The sequence below is a fragment of the Sphingomonas profundi genome (genome assembly GCF_009739515.1).
In the GTDB taxonomy this organism is placed as follows: domain Bacteria; phylum Pseudomonadota; class Alphaproteobacteria; order Sphingomonadales; family Sphingomonadaceae; genus Alterirhizorhabdus; species Alterirhizorhabdus profundi.
This window is the reverse complement of the sequence record NZ_CP046535.1, coordinates 1,241,009-1,256,056: the sequence shown is the minus strand read 5'-3', so window position 1 is coordinate 1,256,056 and position 15,048 is coordinate 1,241,009. Positions and strand designations below refer to the sequence as shown.

Annotated in this window: 16 protein-coding genes; 13 read left to right on the top strand and 3 right to left on the bottom strand. The window is 72.1% G+C overall.

The features are described 5' to 3' along the window. Positions 1-3 precede the first annotated feature (3 nt). From purN to GNT64_RS05885, 10 genes are all read left to right on the top strand, one after another. Positions 4-636 carry a phosphoribosylglycinamide formyltransferase gene (purN, locus tag GNT64_RS05930; protein WP_156678668.1) on the top strand — a complete coding sequence of 211 codons (633 nt, stop codon included), beginning with the start codon at positions 4-6 and terminating at the stop codon, positions 634-636. A 58-nt stretch (positions 637-694) separates the two neighbouring features. Beyond that, entirely contained in the window at positions 695-2,998 is a 2,304-nt protein-coding gene (locus GNT64_RS05925; protein ID WP_156678667.1) for a patatin-like protein, read from the top strand. Between the two features lie 76 nt (positions 2,999-3,074). Next, complete coding sequence (locus GNT64_RS05920; protein WP_156678666.1) at positions 3,075-3,407, top strand: lipopolysaccharide assembly protein LapA domain-containing protein; 333 nt, start codon at positions 3,075-3,077, stop codon at positions 3,405-3,407. Continuing rightward, positions 3,404-4,078, top strand: coding sequence for an orotidine-5'-phosphate decarboxylase (pyrF, locus tag GNT64_RS05915; RefSeq protein WP_156678665.1), 675 nt, complete (start codon positions 3,404-3,406; stop codon positions 4,076-4,078). The genes GNT64_RS05920 and pyrF overlap by 4 nt, the downstream gene beginning before the upstream one ends. A 126-nt stretch (positions 4,079-4,204) precedes the next feature. Continuing rightward, positions 4,205-4,846 (top strand): phosphoribosylanthranilate isomerase, encoded by a 642-nt coding sequence (locus tag GNT64_RS05910; RefSeq protein WP_156678664.1) that lies wholly within the window; start codon positions 4,205-4,207, stop codon positions 4,844-4,846. Then, on the top strand, positions 4,843-6,075 hold the full coding sequence (gene trpB, locus GNT64_RS05905; RefSeq protein WP_156678663.1) for a tryptophan synthase subunit beta: 1,233 nt from the start codon (positions 4,843-4,845) through the stop codon (positions 6,073-6,075). Before GNT64_RS05910 ends, trpB begins: the two co-directional genes overlap by 4 nt. A gap of 124 nt (positions 6,076-6,199) precedes the next feature. Continuing rightward, entirely contained in the window at positions 6,200-7,024 is an 825-nt protein-coding gene (gene trpA / locus GNT64_RS05900) for a tryptophan synthase subunit alpha (RefSeq protein WP_156678662.1), read from the top strand. After that, positions 7,021-7,875, top strand: a complete 855-nt coding sequence (gene accD, locus GNT64_RS05895) for an acetyl-CoA carboxylase, carboxyltransferase subunit beta (protein ID WP_156678661.1) — start codon at positions 7,021-7,023, stop codon at positions 7,873-7,875. The genes trpA and accD overlap by 4 nt, the downstream gene beginning before the upstream one ends. Before the next feature lie 4 nt (positions 7,876-7,879). Then, positions 7,880-9,208, top strand: coding sequence for a bifunctional folylpolyglutamate synthase/dihydrofolate synthase (locus tag GNT64_RS05890; RefSeq protein WP_156678660.1), 1,329 nt, complete (start codon positions 7,880-7,882; stop codon positions 9,206-9,208). A 64-nt stretch (positions 9,209-9,272) separates the two neighbouring features. Next, positions 9,273-9,707 carry a DUF6628 family protein gene (locus GNT64_RS05885; protein ID WP_231639311.1) on the top strand — a complete coding sequence of 145 codons (435 nt, stop codon included), beginning with the start codon at positions 9,273-9,275 and terminating at the stop codon, positions 9,705-9,707. Between the two features lie 18 nt (positions 9,708-9,725). Here the strand turns inward: GNT64_RS05885 and GNT64_RS05880 are convergent, their stop codons facing one another. Continuing rightward, the gene (locus GNT64_RS05880; RefSeq protein ID WP_156678659.1) at positions 9,726-11,075 is read right to left on the bottom strand and encodes an AmpG family muropeptide MFS transporter; all 1,350 of its coding nucleotides are present in this window, start codon (positions 11,073-11,075) and stop codon (positions 9,726-9,728) included. Between the two features lie 49 nt (positions 11,076-11,124). Further along, complete coding sequence (locus GNT64_RS05875) at positions 11,125-11,547, bottom strand: response regulator (RefSeq protein WP_156678658.1); 423 nt, start codon at positions 11,545-11,547, stop codon at positions 11,125-11,127. Positions 11,548-11,689: 142 nt separating this feature from the next. Here GNT64_RS05875 and GNT64_RS05870 point away from each other — a divergent pair, with 142 nt between their 5' ends. Continuing rightward, on the top strand, positions 11,690-13,009 hold the full coding sequence (locus GNT64_RS05870; protein ID WP_156678657.1) for a dicarboxylate/amino acid:cation symporter: 1,320 nt from the start codon (positions 11,690-11,692) through the stop codon (positions 13,007-13,009). A 512-nt stretch (positions 13,010-13,521) separates the two neighbouring features. Here GNT64_RS05870 and GNT64_RS05865 read toward each other — a convergent pair. Continuing rightward, a complete protein-coding gene (locus tag GNT64_RS05865; protein ID WP_156678656.1) occupies positions 13,522-13,731 on the bottom strand; it encodes a hypothetical protein in 210 nt (69 codons plus the stop codon). Positions 13,732-13,845: 114 nt separating this feature from the next. Between GNT64_RS05865 and GNT64_RS05860 the strand changes: the two genes are divergently transcribed. Both GNT64_RS05860 and rsmD read left to right on the top strand, forming a co-directional pair. Continuing rightward, complete coding sequence (locus tag GNT64_RS05860) at positions 13,846-14,502, top strand: pseudouridine synthase (protein WP_231639310.1); 657 nt, start codon at positions 13,846-13,848, stop codon at positions 14,500-14,502. Positions 14,503-14,505: 3 nt separating this feature from the next. Then, on the top strand, positions 14,506-15,045 hold the full coding sequence (gene rsmD / locus GNT64_RS05855) for a 16S rRNA (guanine(966)-N(2))-methyltransferase RsmD (protein WP_156678654.1): 540 nt from the start codon (positions 14,506-14,508) through the stop codon (positions 15,043-15,045). The last annotated feature ends 3 nt before the right edge of the window (positions 15,046-15,048 follow it).

The following is a 15,048-nucleotide window of genomic DNA, read 5'->3' as shown; positions in this document are numbered from 1 at the left end:
CGCATGTCGCCGGAACGCCGGGCGGTGAGCATCGCCGGCAGGCCGCGCGTCGCGATCCTCATCTCCGGGCGGGGCTCGAACATGGCGGCGCTGATCGATGCCGCGCCGGCACTCGGGTACGAGGTCGCGCTCGTCTTCTCGAACGTCGTCGATGCGCCCGGCCTCGCCGTCGCGGCCGCCGCCGGTGTCGCCACCGCCGCGCTCGATCATCGCGGGCATGGCGGCCGCGCCGCCTTCGACGCGAAGGTGGACGCGATCCTCGCCGCGCATGACATCCGCTACGTCGCGCTGGCCGGCTATATGCGGCTGCTGTCCGATCCGTTCGTCGCGGCGTGGGCGGGCCGGATGCTGAACATCCACCCCTCGCTGCTGCCGAGCTTCACCGGGCTGGACACGCATGCCCGCGCGATCGCCGCCGGCTGCCGCGTGGCCGGCTGCACCGTGCATTTCGTCACCGGCGAACTCGATGGCGGCCCCATCGTGGCGCAGGCCGCCGTGCCCGTGCTGGAAGAGGACACGGCGGAGACGCTGGCCGCCCGCATCCTGGCGGAGGAGCACCGCATCTACCCGCTCGCCCTCGCCGCTCTCTGCGCCGGCCGGCTGCGGATCGCGGGGCAGCGGGTGCTCGGCGGCTGAGCCCGACCGCGCACGATCCCGGCTTCCCTCACCGCTCCACCCGTGCCACGCTGGGCCGATGCGGGAGAAGGAATTGCGGCTGGCGCTGATCTGCTATGGCGGTATCAGCCTCGCCGTCTACATGCATGGAATCACTCTGGAAATCTGGAAGCTCGCGCGCGCCAGCCGGGCCTTCCACGATGGCGCGGAGGAGGGGCCGGGCAGCCTCGGCACCTATCACCGCCTGCTCGGCCTGATCGAGCGCGAGACCGGCATCCGCCTGCGCGTGCTCGTCGATATCGTCGCCGGCGCCAGCGCGGGCGGCATCAACGGTGTGTTCCTGGCGCACGCGATCGCCAGCGGCCAATCGCTCGAACCGCTGACGATGCTGTGGCTGGATGCCGCGGACGTGGACGTGCTGATCGATACCGACGCCCGCCCGCTCTCGCGCGCATCGCGGCTGTGGGCGACGCCGATCGCCTGGTGGGCCTCCGGCCGGCCCGGCGGCGCGGTGGAGCGCACCGTGGAGCCCGAGGCGCGCGACGAGATCCGCGCCAAGCTCACCACCTTCGTCCGCACGCGGTGGTTCACCCCGCCGTTCAGCGGCGAGGGCTTCACCGGCCTGATCCTGGACGCCTTCGATCTGATGGCGGCCGGCGACCCCGGCCCGCCGCTGCTGCCGCACGGCCAGCCGCTCGACCTGTTCGTCACCGTCACCGATTTCCACGGCCACCCGCAGCGCCTGCGCCTCCACTCGCCGGTCGAGGCGGCGGAGACCGAGCATCGGCTGACCCTGGCGTTCGGCGACCACGGCACGGAGCCGCGCCGGCTGGCCGAGCCGCCCGCTCTCGCCTTCGCCGCCCGCGCCACGGCCAGCTTCCCGGGCGCCTTCCCGCCCTTCTCGGTCGGCGAGCTCGATCGCGTGCTGGCGAAGCGGGAGCGGCCATGGCCGGGGCGCGACGCCTTCCTCGCCCGTGCCCTGCCGCGCCACGCCGCCATCGGCGCGGCTGGCCAGGCCGTGCTGATCGACGGATCGGTGCTGGTGAACGCCCCCTTCCGCCCGGCGATCGAGGCGCTGCGCGATCGCCCCGCCCGCCGCGAGGTGGACCGGCGCTTCGTCTACATCGATCCCAAGCCGGGCACGCCGCCGATGCCGCCCGCCGGCGAGACGCCGCATCTGCCCGGCTTCTTCGCCACCGTGTTCGGCGCCCTCTCCGACATCCCGCGCGAGCAGCCGATCCGCGACAATCTGGAGACGATCGACGCCCGCTCCGGCCGCATCCGCCGCGTCCGCAAGATCATCGAGGCGATCCGGCCGGAGGTGGAGGCGGCGATCGAATCGCTGTTCGGCTACACCTTCTTCCTCGATCGCCCCACCCCCGCCCGGCTGGCCGGCTGGCGGGCGAAGGCGGGCGACGCGGCGGCCAAGGCAGCGGGTTACGCCTACGCCTCCTACGGCCACCTCAAGCTCTCGAACGTGGTGGACGAGGCGGCCGAGCTGCTCGCCGCGCTGGCCGGCGGCGAGCGGCCGTCGGTGGAGGCGGTGCGCGCGGCGATCTGGGGCCATTTGCGCGGCGCGGGCTTCACCGCACCCGGCGCGCTCTCGTCCGGCGGCGCGATCGAGCCGGTCGTGCTGTTCTTCCGCCAGCACGATCTCGCCTTCCGCGTGCGCCGGCTGCGCAGCGTCGTGCGCGTGCTGGCCGCGCTGGAGGAGGCGGGCGAGTGCCCGGCCAAGGCGATCGAAGGCGTGCGGGACGCCGTCTATGCCGGCCTGGCCCTCTATCTCGATCGCCAGCGCCACGATTTCTTCGCGAGCGACATGGCCGCGGCCGGCGCCCGCGCCGTCGCCGATCCCGCCGCCGCGCTGGATGCGCTGGCCGCCGCGCGCGACCTGAAGGCGGTGGACGATCAGGCGGACGCGATGATGGCGGGGGCGCTCGCCGCCCTCCCCAAGGCTGCCCGCCGCACCGCTCTGCTCACCTATCTCGGCTTCGCCTTCTACGATGTCGCGACGCTGGCGCTGCTGGATGCCGAGGGCGAGCAGGAGTTCGAGGCGGTGAAGGTGGATCGCATCTCGCCTGACGACGCCACCGCCATTCGCGAAGGCGGCGCCGCCGCGACGCTGAAGGGCATCCAGTTCGGCAGCTTCGGCGCCTTCTTCAGCCGCGCCTATCGCGAGAACGATTATCTGTGGGGCCGCCTGCACGGCGCGGACCGGCTGATCGAGATCGTCGTCTCGGCGCTGCCGGAAGGCGTCACCCTGCCCGCCGGCACCGTGGCGCGGCTGAAGACGGAGGCGTTCCGCGCCATCCTGGCCGAGGAGCGCGGGCGGCTGACCGCCATAACGGCCCTGTTCGATACGCTCGCCGCCGAGATCGGCTGATCCCGCCCGGGACCCGTTCCGTCCCGCTCTGGCCTTCGCGCACGCTCTATCCTAGATTGGCCGGGAAAGGATCTCGATGCAGTTCTTGCGGACCTTGTTCTGGGTGGTGGTCGCGGTGATCGCGGTGATCTTCTCCGTGCGCAACTGGACGCCGGTGACGATCCACCTGTGGGGCGGCATCGATGCCGACGTGAAGCTGCCGGTTATGCTGCTGGTGGCCTTCGCCGTGGGCCTGCTGCCGCCGCTGATCCTCTACCGGGCCACCCGCTGGCGGTTGCGGCGCCGGCTGGAGACGGCCGAGCGGGCGCTGGCGCTGAACGGCACGGCGACGCCCGCCGACCAGCCTCCAGCCGATCCGGCGCCCGCGACGCAGCCCGTCACCATGCCCATTCCGCCGGCCGTCGCATGACGCGGCCGATCTTCGTCGCGCTCGACACGACCGATCTGGAGCGGGCAAAAGGCATCGCCGCGCGGGTGCGCAACCATGTCGGCGGCATCAAGCTGGGGCTGGAATTCTTCTGCGCCAACGGCCACCACGGCGTGCGGGCGATGGCCGGCTTCGGCCTGCCGATCTTCCTCGATCTCAAGCTCCACGACATCCCGAACACGGTCGCCAAGGCGGTGCAGGCGCTGAGCCCGCTGGAGCCGGCGATCCTCACCGTGCACGCCGCCGGCGGCCGCGCGATGATGGAGGATGCCAGGGCCGCCGCCTCGCCCGGCACGAAGATCGTCGCCGTCACCGTGCTGACGAGCCTGGACGGCGGCGATCTCGCCTCGATCGGTCTCGCGGCCGATCCGCACGCTCAGGTGGAGCGGCTGGCGGGGCTGGCGCAGGAGGCCGGGGTGGACGGCATCGTCTGTTCCGGCAACGAGGTGGCCGCCGCGCGCCGCGCTTGGCCGCGCGGCTTCTTCGTGGTGCCGGGCGTGCGCCCCGCCGGCGGCGACGCCGGCGACCAGAAGCGCGTGATGAGCCCGCGCGCCGCGCTGGATGCCGGCGCCTCGATCCTGGTCGTCGGCCGCCCGATCACCGCCGCCGACGATCCCGACGCGGCGGCCCGCGCGATCGAGGCGACGCTGTAGATCCTGCGCCCCCCACCTTGTGTCGAGCGAAGTCGAGACACCGCGGACGATATGGATTTACGGCCGCGTCCCGGCTTCACCCGATGCCGCTCGACACACGCGCAGAAAGCTGAACGGAAGGCCATCATGCCCCCACGTGCCAAGATCTGCGGCCTCTCGACCGAGGACACGCTTGCCGCCGCGATCCGCCACGGCGCCAGCCATGTCGGTTTCGTGTTCTTCGCCAGAAGCCCGCGCAATCTGGCGCCCGAGCAGGCGGCGGCGCTCGCCGCGCTGGTGCCGGATCATGTCGCGCGCGTCGGCGTGTTCGTCGATCCCGACGAGGCGTTCCTCGCCCGCGCGATCGCCGAGGCGCGGCTCGCCGTCGTCCAGCTGCACGGCGGCGAGACGGCGGAGCGCGCCGCCGCCATCCGCGCGCGCCACGGCGTGGAGGTGTGGAAGGCCGTGCCGGTGAAGCTGCGCGCCGATCTCGCCGCTGCGCGATCCTATGCCGGCGCCGCCGATCGCATCCTCTACGATGCGAAAACGCCCGCCGCCGCCGATCTGCCCGGCGGCCTCGGACTGCGGTTCGACTGGCGCCTGCTCGAAGGCTTCGACCACCCGCTGCCCTGGGCGCTCTCCGGCGGGCTGGACGCGCGCAACGTGGCGGAGGCGGTCGCCATCAGCGGCGCGCGGCTGGTGGACGTATCGTCGGGTGTGGAGAGTGCCCCCGGCGTCAAGGATGTGGACAAGATCGCCGGCTTCCTCCAATCGGTCGCGCGACTATGAGCATCGCCAACACATTCCGGGCACAGCCCGACGCGCAAGGGCATTTCGGCCAGTTCGGCGGCCGCTACGTCGCCGAGACGCTGATGCCGCTGATTCTGGAGCTGGAGAAGGAGTATCGCCGCGCCCAGGCCGATCCCGCCTTCGCCGCCGAGCTCGACTGGCTGATGAAGCATTATGTCGGCCGGCCGAGCCCGCTCTACTTCGCCGAGCGGCTGACCGCGACGATCCGCGAGAGCGCGCCGGCAGGCCACGGCGCGAAGATCTACCTAAAGCGCGACGAGCTGAACCACACCGGCGCGCACAAGATCAACAACTGCATCGGCCAGATCCTGCTGGCGGTGCGCATGGGCAAGACGCGGATTATCGCCGAAACGGGCGCCGGCCAGCACGGCGTCGCCACCGCCACCGTGGCCGCGCGCTTCGGCCTGCCGTGCGTGATCTACATGGGGGCGCGCGATGTTGAGCGGCAATCGCCCAACGTGTTCCGCATGAAGCTGCTGGGCGCGGAAGTGCGCAGCGTGGAGAGTGGATCGAAGACCCTCAAGGATTCGATGAACGAGGCGCTGCGGGACTGGGTCGCCAACGTCCACGACACCTTCTACATCATCGGCACCGCCGCCGGCCCGCATCCCTATCCGGAGCTGGTGCGCGACTTCCAGTCCGTGATCGGCCGCGAGGCGCGCGAGCAGATCCTGGAGGCCGAGGGCCGCCTGCCCGATCTGCTTGTGGCGGCGATCGGCGGCGGATCGAACGCGATCGGCTTGTTCCACCCGTTCCTCGACGATGCCGATGTCGCCATGCTGGGCGTGGAGGCGGCCGGCCACGGCATCCACACCGGCCAGCATGCGGCGAGCCTGGCGGGCGGCGAGCCCGGCGTGCTGCACGGCAACCGCACCTATCTGATCCAGGACGAGGACGGCCAGATCGCCGAGGCACACTCGATCTCGGCCGGGCTCGACTATCCCGGCATCGGGCCGGAGCATAGCTGGCTGCACGAGATCGGCCGCGTCCGCTACGAGAGCGCGACCGACCGCGAGGCGCTTGACGCGTTCCAGCTGCTCTGTCGCACCGAAGGCATCATCCCGGCGCTGGAACCTTCGCACGCGCTGGCGGCGGTGGCGCGCAAGGCGCGGGAGATGAAGGAGGACGAGATCATCGTCGCCAATCTCTGCGGCCGCGGCGACAAGGACATCTTCACCGTCGCCGAGGCGCTGGGGGTGGCGATATGAAGCGCCGTCTTCTCCCTCTCCCCACGGGAGAGGGCCGGGGTGTGGAGGTCTTCCTCACAGGCTTGCCGCGCCCTGCGGGGCTTACCCGCCCTGAAACCTCCCCTGAAAGGGAGGGGCTCCCGGCATGACCCGCCTCGCGGACACCTTTGCGCGCTGCGCCGCCGAAGGGCGCGCCGCTCTCGTCACCTTCGTCACCGGCGGCGATCCCTCGCCGGCGGCCACGCCCGCGATCCTCGATGCGCTGGTAGCGGGCGGCGCGGACGTGATCGAGCTCGGCATGCCGTTCACCGATCCGATGGCGGACGGGCCGGCCATCCAGCTCGCCGACATCCGCTCGCTCGATGCGGGAACGACTACGCCCAAGCTGCTGGAGATCGCCAGAGATTTCCGCGATCGCCACCCCGCCGTGCCGCTGGTGCTGATGGGCTATGCCAATCCGATGGTCCGCCGCGGCCCGGCCTGGTTCGCCGAGGCATGCGCCGAGGCCGGCGTCGATGGCGTCATCTGCGTCGACATCCCGCCCGAGGAGGATGACGCGCTGGGGCCGGCGCTGCGCGCCGCCGGCGTCGATCTCGTCCGCCTCGCCACGCCCACCACTGATGCGGCGCGGCTGCCGGCGGTGCTCGCCGGCTGCTCCGGCTTCCTCTATTACGTGTCGGTGGCCGGCATCACCGGCCTGCAGCAGGCGGCGCAGGCCAGCATCGCCGAGGCGGTCGGGCGGCTGAAGGCGGGCACCGAGCTGCCCGTCGCCGTCGGCTTCGGCGTGCGCACGCCCGATCAGGCGGCCCGCATCGCGCGGGTGGCGGACGGCGTCGTGGTCGGCTCCGCCATAGTCGAGGCGATCGCGGCCGAGGCGGCGGCGGCGCGCGATCCGGCGCCGACCGTGCGCGCGATCGTCTCCGCCCTCTCGGCCGCCGTGCGCGGCGCCCGCGCGGAGCAGGCGGCATGAGCTGGCTAGACAAGGTCCGCAACACCATCCCGTTCATCGCCCGGCGCGAGACGCCGGACAATCTCTGGCACAAGTGCGCCGGCTGCGGGCAGATGCTGTTCGTCAAGGAATATGAGGAGAATCAGTCCGTCTGCCCGAAGTGCGACCATCATGGCCGCATCGGGCCGGACGAGCGGTTCGACGCGCTGTTCGACGGCGGGCTCTACACCCTGCTGCCGATGCCGCCGGTGCGCGAGGATCCGCTGAAGTTCCGCGACCAGAAACGCTACGTCGATCGCATCAAGGCCGCCCGCACCGCCACCGGCGAGCAGGACGCGCTGGTCAATGCGCGCGGCGCGATCGAGGGCAAGCAGGCCGTCGTCGGCGTGCAGGACTTCGCGTTCATGGGCGGATCGATGGGGCTCGGCGTCGGCGCGGCCTTCGTCGCGGGCGCGGAGGCGGCGGTCGCGGCGCGCTGCCCGTACATCATCTTCACCGCCGCCGGCGGCGCGCGCATGCAGGAGGGCATCCTCTCCCTGATGCAGATGCCGAAGACGACGGTGGCCATCGCCCGCCTGCGCGAGGCCGGCCTGCCCTACATCGTGGTGATGACCGATCCGACGACCGGCGGCGTCACCGCCTCCTACGCCATGCTTGGCGACGTGCAGCTGGCCGAGCCCGGCGCGCTGATCGGCTTCGCCGGCCAGCGCGTGATCGAGCAGACGATCCGCGAGAAATTGCCCGAAGGCTTCCAGCGCGCCGAATATCTGCTGGATCACGGCATGCTCGACATGGTCGTCCACCGCCACCGGCTGCGCGAGACGCTGGCGACCCTGATCGACTATCTGTGCCCGGAGCGGGCATCGGCCTGATCCGATGGCGGATCATGCGCGCTCGTCCGATCCCGCCGTGCAGGCGCAGCTCGATCGGCTCGCCGCCTTGTCGCCCGGCGCCGATACGCTGGGGCTCGGGCGGATCGCCGCGCTGCTCGAACGGCTCGACCATCCGGAGCGGCGCCTGCCGCCGGTCTTCCACGTCGCCGGCACCAACGGCAAGGGTTCGGTCTGCGCCTTCCTGCGCGCCGGCATCGAGGCGGCGGGCTTCACCGCCCACGTCTATACCAGCCCCCACCTCGTCCGCTTCAACGAGCGTATCCGCCTGGCCGGCCGGCTGATCGACGATGCGGCGTTGGCGGCGCTGCTGGGCGAGGTGCTCGACGTCGCCGACGGCATCGCGCCGAGCTTCTTCGAGGTGACGACGGCCGCCGCCTTCCTCGCCTTCGCGCGCACGCCCGCCGATGCGTGCATCGTCGAGGTGGGTCTGGGCGGGCGGCTGGACGCGACCAATGTGATCGAGGCGCCGCTCGTCTGCGGCATCGCCCAGCTGGGGCTCGATCACCAGGCTTTCCTGGGCGACCGGATCGAGCAGATCGCCGCCGAGAAGGCCGGCATCGCCAAGCGCGGCGCCCCGCTCCTCACCTTCCACTATCCGCGCGCCGTGGCGGATCATGTCGGGCAGGCGGCGTCGAAGGCGCGGGCGCGCTGGCTGCCCAAGGGCAGCGTGTGGGATGCCGCCGTCTACCAGCGCCGGCTCCACTATCGCGACGTGGAGGGCAAGCTGGAGCTGCCGCTGCCGCGCCTGCCCGGCGCCCACCAGGCGATGAACGCGGCGCTGGCGGTGGCGATGCTGCGCCACCAGCAGGCGCTGGCCATTCCCGTGGCGGCGCTGCGCGCGGCGATGGGGTGGGTGCAGTGGCCGGCGCGGCTGCAGCGGCTGGAGAACGGGCCGCTGGTGGCGCTGCTGCCGGCGGGATCGCAGCTGTGGCTGGATGGCGGGCACAATCCGGCGGCGGCGCGGGCGGTGGCCGATCACTTCCGCGGCGCGGTGACGATGGACCGGCCGTTCCACCTGATCCTCGGCCTGCTCGCCAACAAGGACATGGATGGCGTGCTGGCGCCGTTCGAGGGCAGCGGCGGCAGGATCCACGCCGTACCTGTGGACGATCACGCCCACCACGATCCCGCGGCGATCGCCGCCGCCGCCCGCGCACGCGGCCTGACGGCGACGGTGGCGGACGATGCCGAGGCGGCGCTCCGCGCGATCGCGCTCGGCGCGCGGCCGGGCGAACTGCCGATCGTGCTGATCGCCGGCTCGCTCTATCTGGCGGGCGCGGTGCTCGACAGGAACGAGACGCCGCCCGACTAACGTAATTGCGATTGACTTGCAATAGCGGCTCTGCTGTCTTGCTCCCGCATCAAGGGAGAGAACCATGCGTCAGTCAAACGGAGAGATGGACGAGATCCTCACGCACGCAGCACCTGACTGCCCCAACCAGCGCCTGCTGCTGTTCGCGATCCGCCGCATCGCCGCCGACGGGCTGGCGGACGCGCATGCCACCCACGCCTTCTTCGTCGCGTTCGGGCGCAGCTTCCGCCGTCCGCTGGTGCTGCTGCGCGCGCTGATGGCGGAAGTGTCGCGCGTTTCCACCGCGAAGATCCTCGTCGCGCCATGCTGCTGCCCGCGCCTCACCGGCGCGGAGGCGGTGCTGCTCTCCGCCATCGTGAATGCGGATCGCCAGCCTCGCGACGCGCACGATCGGCTGCGCGCGATGCTCGGCGTGCGCGAATGCCTGGGCGCGCTCAGCAGCGCGCAGGCGGTGGCGCAGGCGTTCGAGGATTGCGGCCGGGCGCTGCGGGCGGACTGACTGGCCGGCGCCGCCGCCTCAGGCCGGCTCCGCCCGCGCGTCCCCCTGCCCGACGACGCCGGCGTCGCCGATCGAGCGATCGATCAGCCCGGCGCGCATCATCAGCCAGAACAGCAGGATGCCCGGCAGGGCCAGCACCGTCGTCAGCAGGTAGAAGTCGACATAGCCGAACGCCTCGATCATCGCGCCGGCGGTGGTGCCCGTCACCAGCCGCCCGGCGATGCTGGCCGCGGCTGAGATCAGCGCATATTGCGCGGCGGTGAAGCGCAGGTTCGTCAGTGCGGAGAAATAAGCGACCACCGTGACCCCGCCGATGCCGCTGGCGAAATTCTCGAATCCGATCGCGCCGGCCATCGCCGCATTTGAGTGGCCGGCGGCGGCCAGGCCGGCGAAGCTCAGGTTCGATACCGCCATCAGGATCAGGCTCGCCAGCACCGATCGCTTCAGCCCCAGCCGGGCGTAGAGGACGCCGCCCACGAACACGCCCGCCAGCAGCGCCCAGAAGCCGACGCCCACGTCGTAGAGCGCGATCTCGTCCTTGCTGTAGCCCAGATCGTTGAACAGCAGGCGGAAGGTGAGGTTCGCCAGCGTATCGCCGATCTTGTGCACCAGCACGAACAGCAGCACCAGCACCGCCCCCTGCCGGCGGAAGAACTCCACGAACGGGCCGACGATCGCCTGCCCCACCTCCCCCAGGCTGCGCCGCGTGGCGATCGTGCGGTGCCGTGTGGGCTCGCCCATCGCTAGCGCCGTCACCATCGCCGGCAGCGCGAAGGCGGAGCAGGCGACGTAGGCCAGCTCCCACCCGCCGCGCTGCGCCAGCGCCAGCGCCAGCGCGCCGGCGGCGCTGGCGCCGATGCGCCAGCCATATTGGGACATGCCGGCGCCGACGCCCAGCTGGCGCGGCTCCAGCAGCTCGATGCGATAGGCGTCGATGACGATGTCGTAGGTGGCGCCCGCCACGCCCAGCATGATCGCCGCCGCCACCGTCGCGCCGAGATCGGCCGCCGGATCGACGAGGCCGAGGTTGATCACCGCCGCCATCACCAGCACGCCGGCCAGCAGCATCCAGGATACGCGCTGGCCCAGCCGCCCGATCAGCGGCAGGCGGATGCCCTCGATCGCCCAGGCCCACAGGAATTTGAGATTGTAGGCGAGAATCACCAGGGCGAAGGCGGTGACGCTCTTCTTCTCGATGCCGTCCTCCGCCAGCCGGCTCGCCAAGGTCGCGCCGATCATCGCGAACGGAAAGCCGGAGGAGATGCCGAGGAACAGCGCCGCGACCGGCGCCGGCTCCAGATAGGGGCGCAGGCCGGCCGGCACGCGGGAGAGGCGGCTTGCCGGTGCGTCCGGCGCGGGATCGTTCATCGCGCGACCATAGCGCCGCCGGCGTGGCAGGGAAGCCTGCGCGGGCAGGCTAGCCGAACAGCGTGAGGCCCGGCGGCATGCGCTTCACCTTGCGGCCGGCGAGGGTCGCGTCCACCGCCTCGATCGCGCCGAGCAGGTCGCGCGCCGAATAGGGCTTGGCCAGCCGGCCGATCGCCAGCGCCTGCGCGTCCTCCGGGCACGATCCGGTCACGAACAGCAGCGGTATGCCCTTGGTCTTGGCCGCACGCGCCACGTCCAGCCCGTCCCCGTCGCCAGACAGGCGCACGTCGGCCAGCACCAGATCGAGCCCGTCCGCCAGGATGACCGCCACCGCATCCGCGACGCGATCCACCGTCGCCACCACGGTATAGCCGGCATCCGAGAGCAGATGCTCGTTGTCGAAGGCGACGAGCGGCTCGTCCTCGACGACGAGGATCCGCTTCAGCCTTGACGATCGCCTGCCGAACAGCATGAACCCGACGCCCCCGTATGCGCTTCACCAGAAGCAGAAGTCGCGAATATCGTTCCAGTTCCGCAAGCATCCGGACGCGCCGCTTGACCGCACCCGGCTTTGCGCGGACCAATCGCGCCGCATCCAACCCGCGGAGATCGATTTGGCCAGGCGCCTCACCCTCTACATCCTCGCCGCGATGATCGCCGGCATCGTCACCGGGCTGATCCTGAACACGGCGCTGCCGGACGCGGCCGCGATCGAGGATGCCGCGAGCTATTTCTCGATCGTCACCGATCTCTTCCTGCGCCTCATCAAGATGATCATCGCGCCGCTGGTGTTCGCCACGCTGGTGGCCGGCATCGCCCACATGGGCGACACCTCGGCGCTGGGCCGCATCGGCTTCCGCACGATCGCGTGGTTCCTGTGCGCCAGCCTCGTGTCGCTCACCTTGGGGCTGCTGCTGGTCAACCTGTTCCAGCCGGGCGCGGCGCTCGGGCTGCCGCTGCCGCCGGTCACGGCGGATGCGGGGCTGGCGAAAGGCGCGTTCACGCTCAAGGATTTCGTCACCCATCTGGTGCCGAAATCGATCTTCGAGGCGATGGCGAACAACGAGATCCTGCAGATCGTCGTCTTCTCCGTGTTCGTCGGCGTGGCGATCACCGCCATCGGCGAGAAGGCGGCGCCGATCGTGCGCGGGGTGGAGGCGCTGGTGGCGGTGATGCTGCAGATCACCGATTACGTGATGCGCTTCGCGCCCCTGGCCGTGTTCGCCGCCGTAGCCGGCGCGCTGGCGCGGCAGGGCGCCGGCATCCTGGTGACGTTCGGCTACTTCATGGGCGGCTTCTACGTCGGCCTGCTGTGTTTGTGGTCGCTGATGATGCTGGCGGCGTTCGTGGTGGTCGGCGGGCGGGCGCGGCTGCTGGCGCGCTACATCCGCGAGCCGCTGCTGCTCGCTTTCTCCACCGCCTCGTCGGAGGCCGCCTTCCCGCGCACGCTGGAGGCGCTGGATCGCTTCGGCGTGCCGCGCCGCATCGCCAGCTTCGTGCTGCCGCTCGGCTACTCGTTCAATCTCGACGGCACGATGATGTACTGCACCTTCGCGACGATGTTCATCGCGCAGGCCTATGGCATCCCGCTGTCGGCGGGGCAGCAGGTGACGATGCTGCTGCTGCTGATGGTGACGTCGAAGGGCGTGGCCGGCGTGCCGCGCGCCAGCCTGGTGGTGATCGCCTCCACCCTCTCCTTCTTCAAGATACCGGAGGCCGGGCTGCTGCTGATCCTGGCGGTGGATCACTTCCTCGACATGGGTCGATCGGCCACCAATGTGGTGGGCAATGCGGTGGCGAGCGTGGTCGTCGCCAAGTGGGAGGGCGCGCTGGAGGTGCCGGCGCCGCCGGAGATCGAGCCGCCCCACGCGCCCGCCCACACCGCCCATCGCGGCACGCGCGGGCTGGACCTCGATCCGGCCGAGCGCGGCTGAGCCGCGAAGCCGGTGGCCTGTCGGCGGGATAAGGCATAGGGAGAGGCGATGGCCGACCCCACACCTCCGCGCGATCCGCAGAAGCGCCCCGCCAGGCCCCGCGCCGCCAAGTCCGACCCGGCCCAGCCGCGCGACGCCCAGCCACGCGCCGCGAAAGCGGACGTTGCGAGGACAGGCGCGTCGGGCAAAGACGGTGCCGGGAAGCGTGCGAAAAGCCCCTCCGCCACCGCCCGCGATGCCCGTCGCGCGGAACAGCACGCCGCCAGCCGCCCCCCGCGCCAGCCGGTGAAGGCCGAGGCGGGCGCCCCCGATCGTCGCCGCACCCGCGCGCCCCGCGCGAGCGCGGCCGGCGACCGGCCGGATGCGGCCGCCCGGCCAGGGCGCACGCCTGCCGCCCCCCGCCCCACCCGCGTCTCCCCGGTGACAGCGCAACGCACCGGCGGAGAGGATCGGCCGCAGCGCCCGGTTCGCCGCCGTAGCGCGGACGGTGCGTTTGTCGCTCGCCCGCCCCGTCAGGTCCGGCCCGAGCGGGCCGAGCGTCCGGCACGGCCGGATCGTCCCGCACGGCCGGACAGGCCCGATCGCGGCGAGCGGCCGGCCTTCGCCACGCGGGCCGATCGCGCCGCCGTCCGCCCGGCGCGGGATCGGCCGGCCTCGCGCACACCCGTCACCGATGCGCCCCGCCCCGCCCGCGCCGGCGGCGGCGCGGCGCCGCGCGCCACGATCGCATCCCCGCCGCGCCGCGCGCCGCCGAGCCGGGCGCGCCGGGTGAAGGCCAGCGGATCGCCAAGCTGCTCGCCCGCGCGGGCATCGCCTCCCGGCGGGAGATCGAGCGGATGATCGCGGAGGGCCGCGTCGCTCTGGCCGGCACGCCGATCGATACGCCGGCGACGATCCTGAAGTCGCTTCACGGCGTCACGGTGGACGGCAATGCCGTGCAGGCGGCCGCCCCGGCCCGCCTGTTCCGCTACCACAAGCCCGCCGGCCTGCTCACCGCCGAGCGCGATCCGGCAGGCCGGGCGACGATCTACGATCGCCTGCCGCCGGCCCTGCCGCGCGTCATGCCGGTCGGCCGGCTCGATCTCAACACCGAGGGGCTGCTGCTGCTGACGACCGACGGCGAGCTGAAGCGTCTGCTCGAACTGCCCTCCACCGGCATCGAGCGCACCTATCGCGCCCGCGTGTTCGGCGACGTCAGCCAGGCGCAGCTCGAGGAACTGATCGACGGCATCGAGATAGAGGGCGTGCGCTACGGATCGATCGACGCCAATCTCGAACGCCGCACCGGCCGCAACGGCTGGGTCGAGATGCGCCTGCGCGAAGGCAAGAATCGCGAGGTGCGGCGCGTGCTGGAGCATCTGGGCCTGCAGGTGAGCCGGCTGATCCGCACCGCCTACGGCCCGCTCGCGCTGGACGACATGCCGGCCGGCGCGGTGGACGAGGTGCGCCAGCACGATCTCGTCACCTTCCGCAAGACCATGCGGCCGGGCTGAGCCGTGCGGATCATCGCCGGCCAGTGGCGCGGCCGCCCGCTCGTCGCGCCGGCGGGAGACGCCACCCGCCCCACCGCCGATCGTACCCGCGAGGCGCTGTTCTCGATGCTGGCGAGCCGCCTCGGCAGCTTCGACGGGCTGCGCGTGGCGGATCTGTTCGCCGGCACCGGCGCCCTGGGGCTGGAGGCCCTGTCGCGCGGCGCGGCGCACTGCATCTTCGTGGAGCAGGACGGCAAGGCGCTGGATGCCCTGCGCGCCAACATCGCCAGGCTGGGCGCCGATGCGGAGGTGCGGGCCGGATCGGTCGCGGCGCTCGGCCCGGTGGCGGTGCCGTGCGATCTGCTGCTGCTGGATCCGCCCTATGCCAGCGGCGGTGGCGGCGCGCTGCTGGAGCGGCTCGCCCGCCTCGGCTGGGTCGCGCCCGGCGGCTGGGCGAGCATCGAGACGGGCGCGCGGGAGAGCACCTCCGCCGGCGGCTGGACGGTGGAGGCCGAGCGGACCCACGGCAAGGCCCGCCTCACCTTACTGCGCCACGCCGGCTGACAC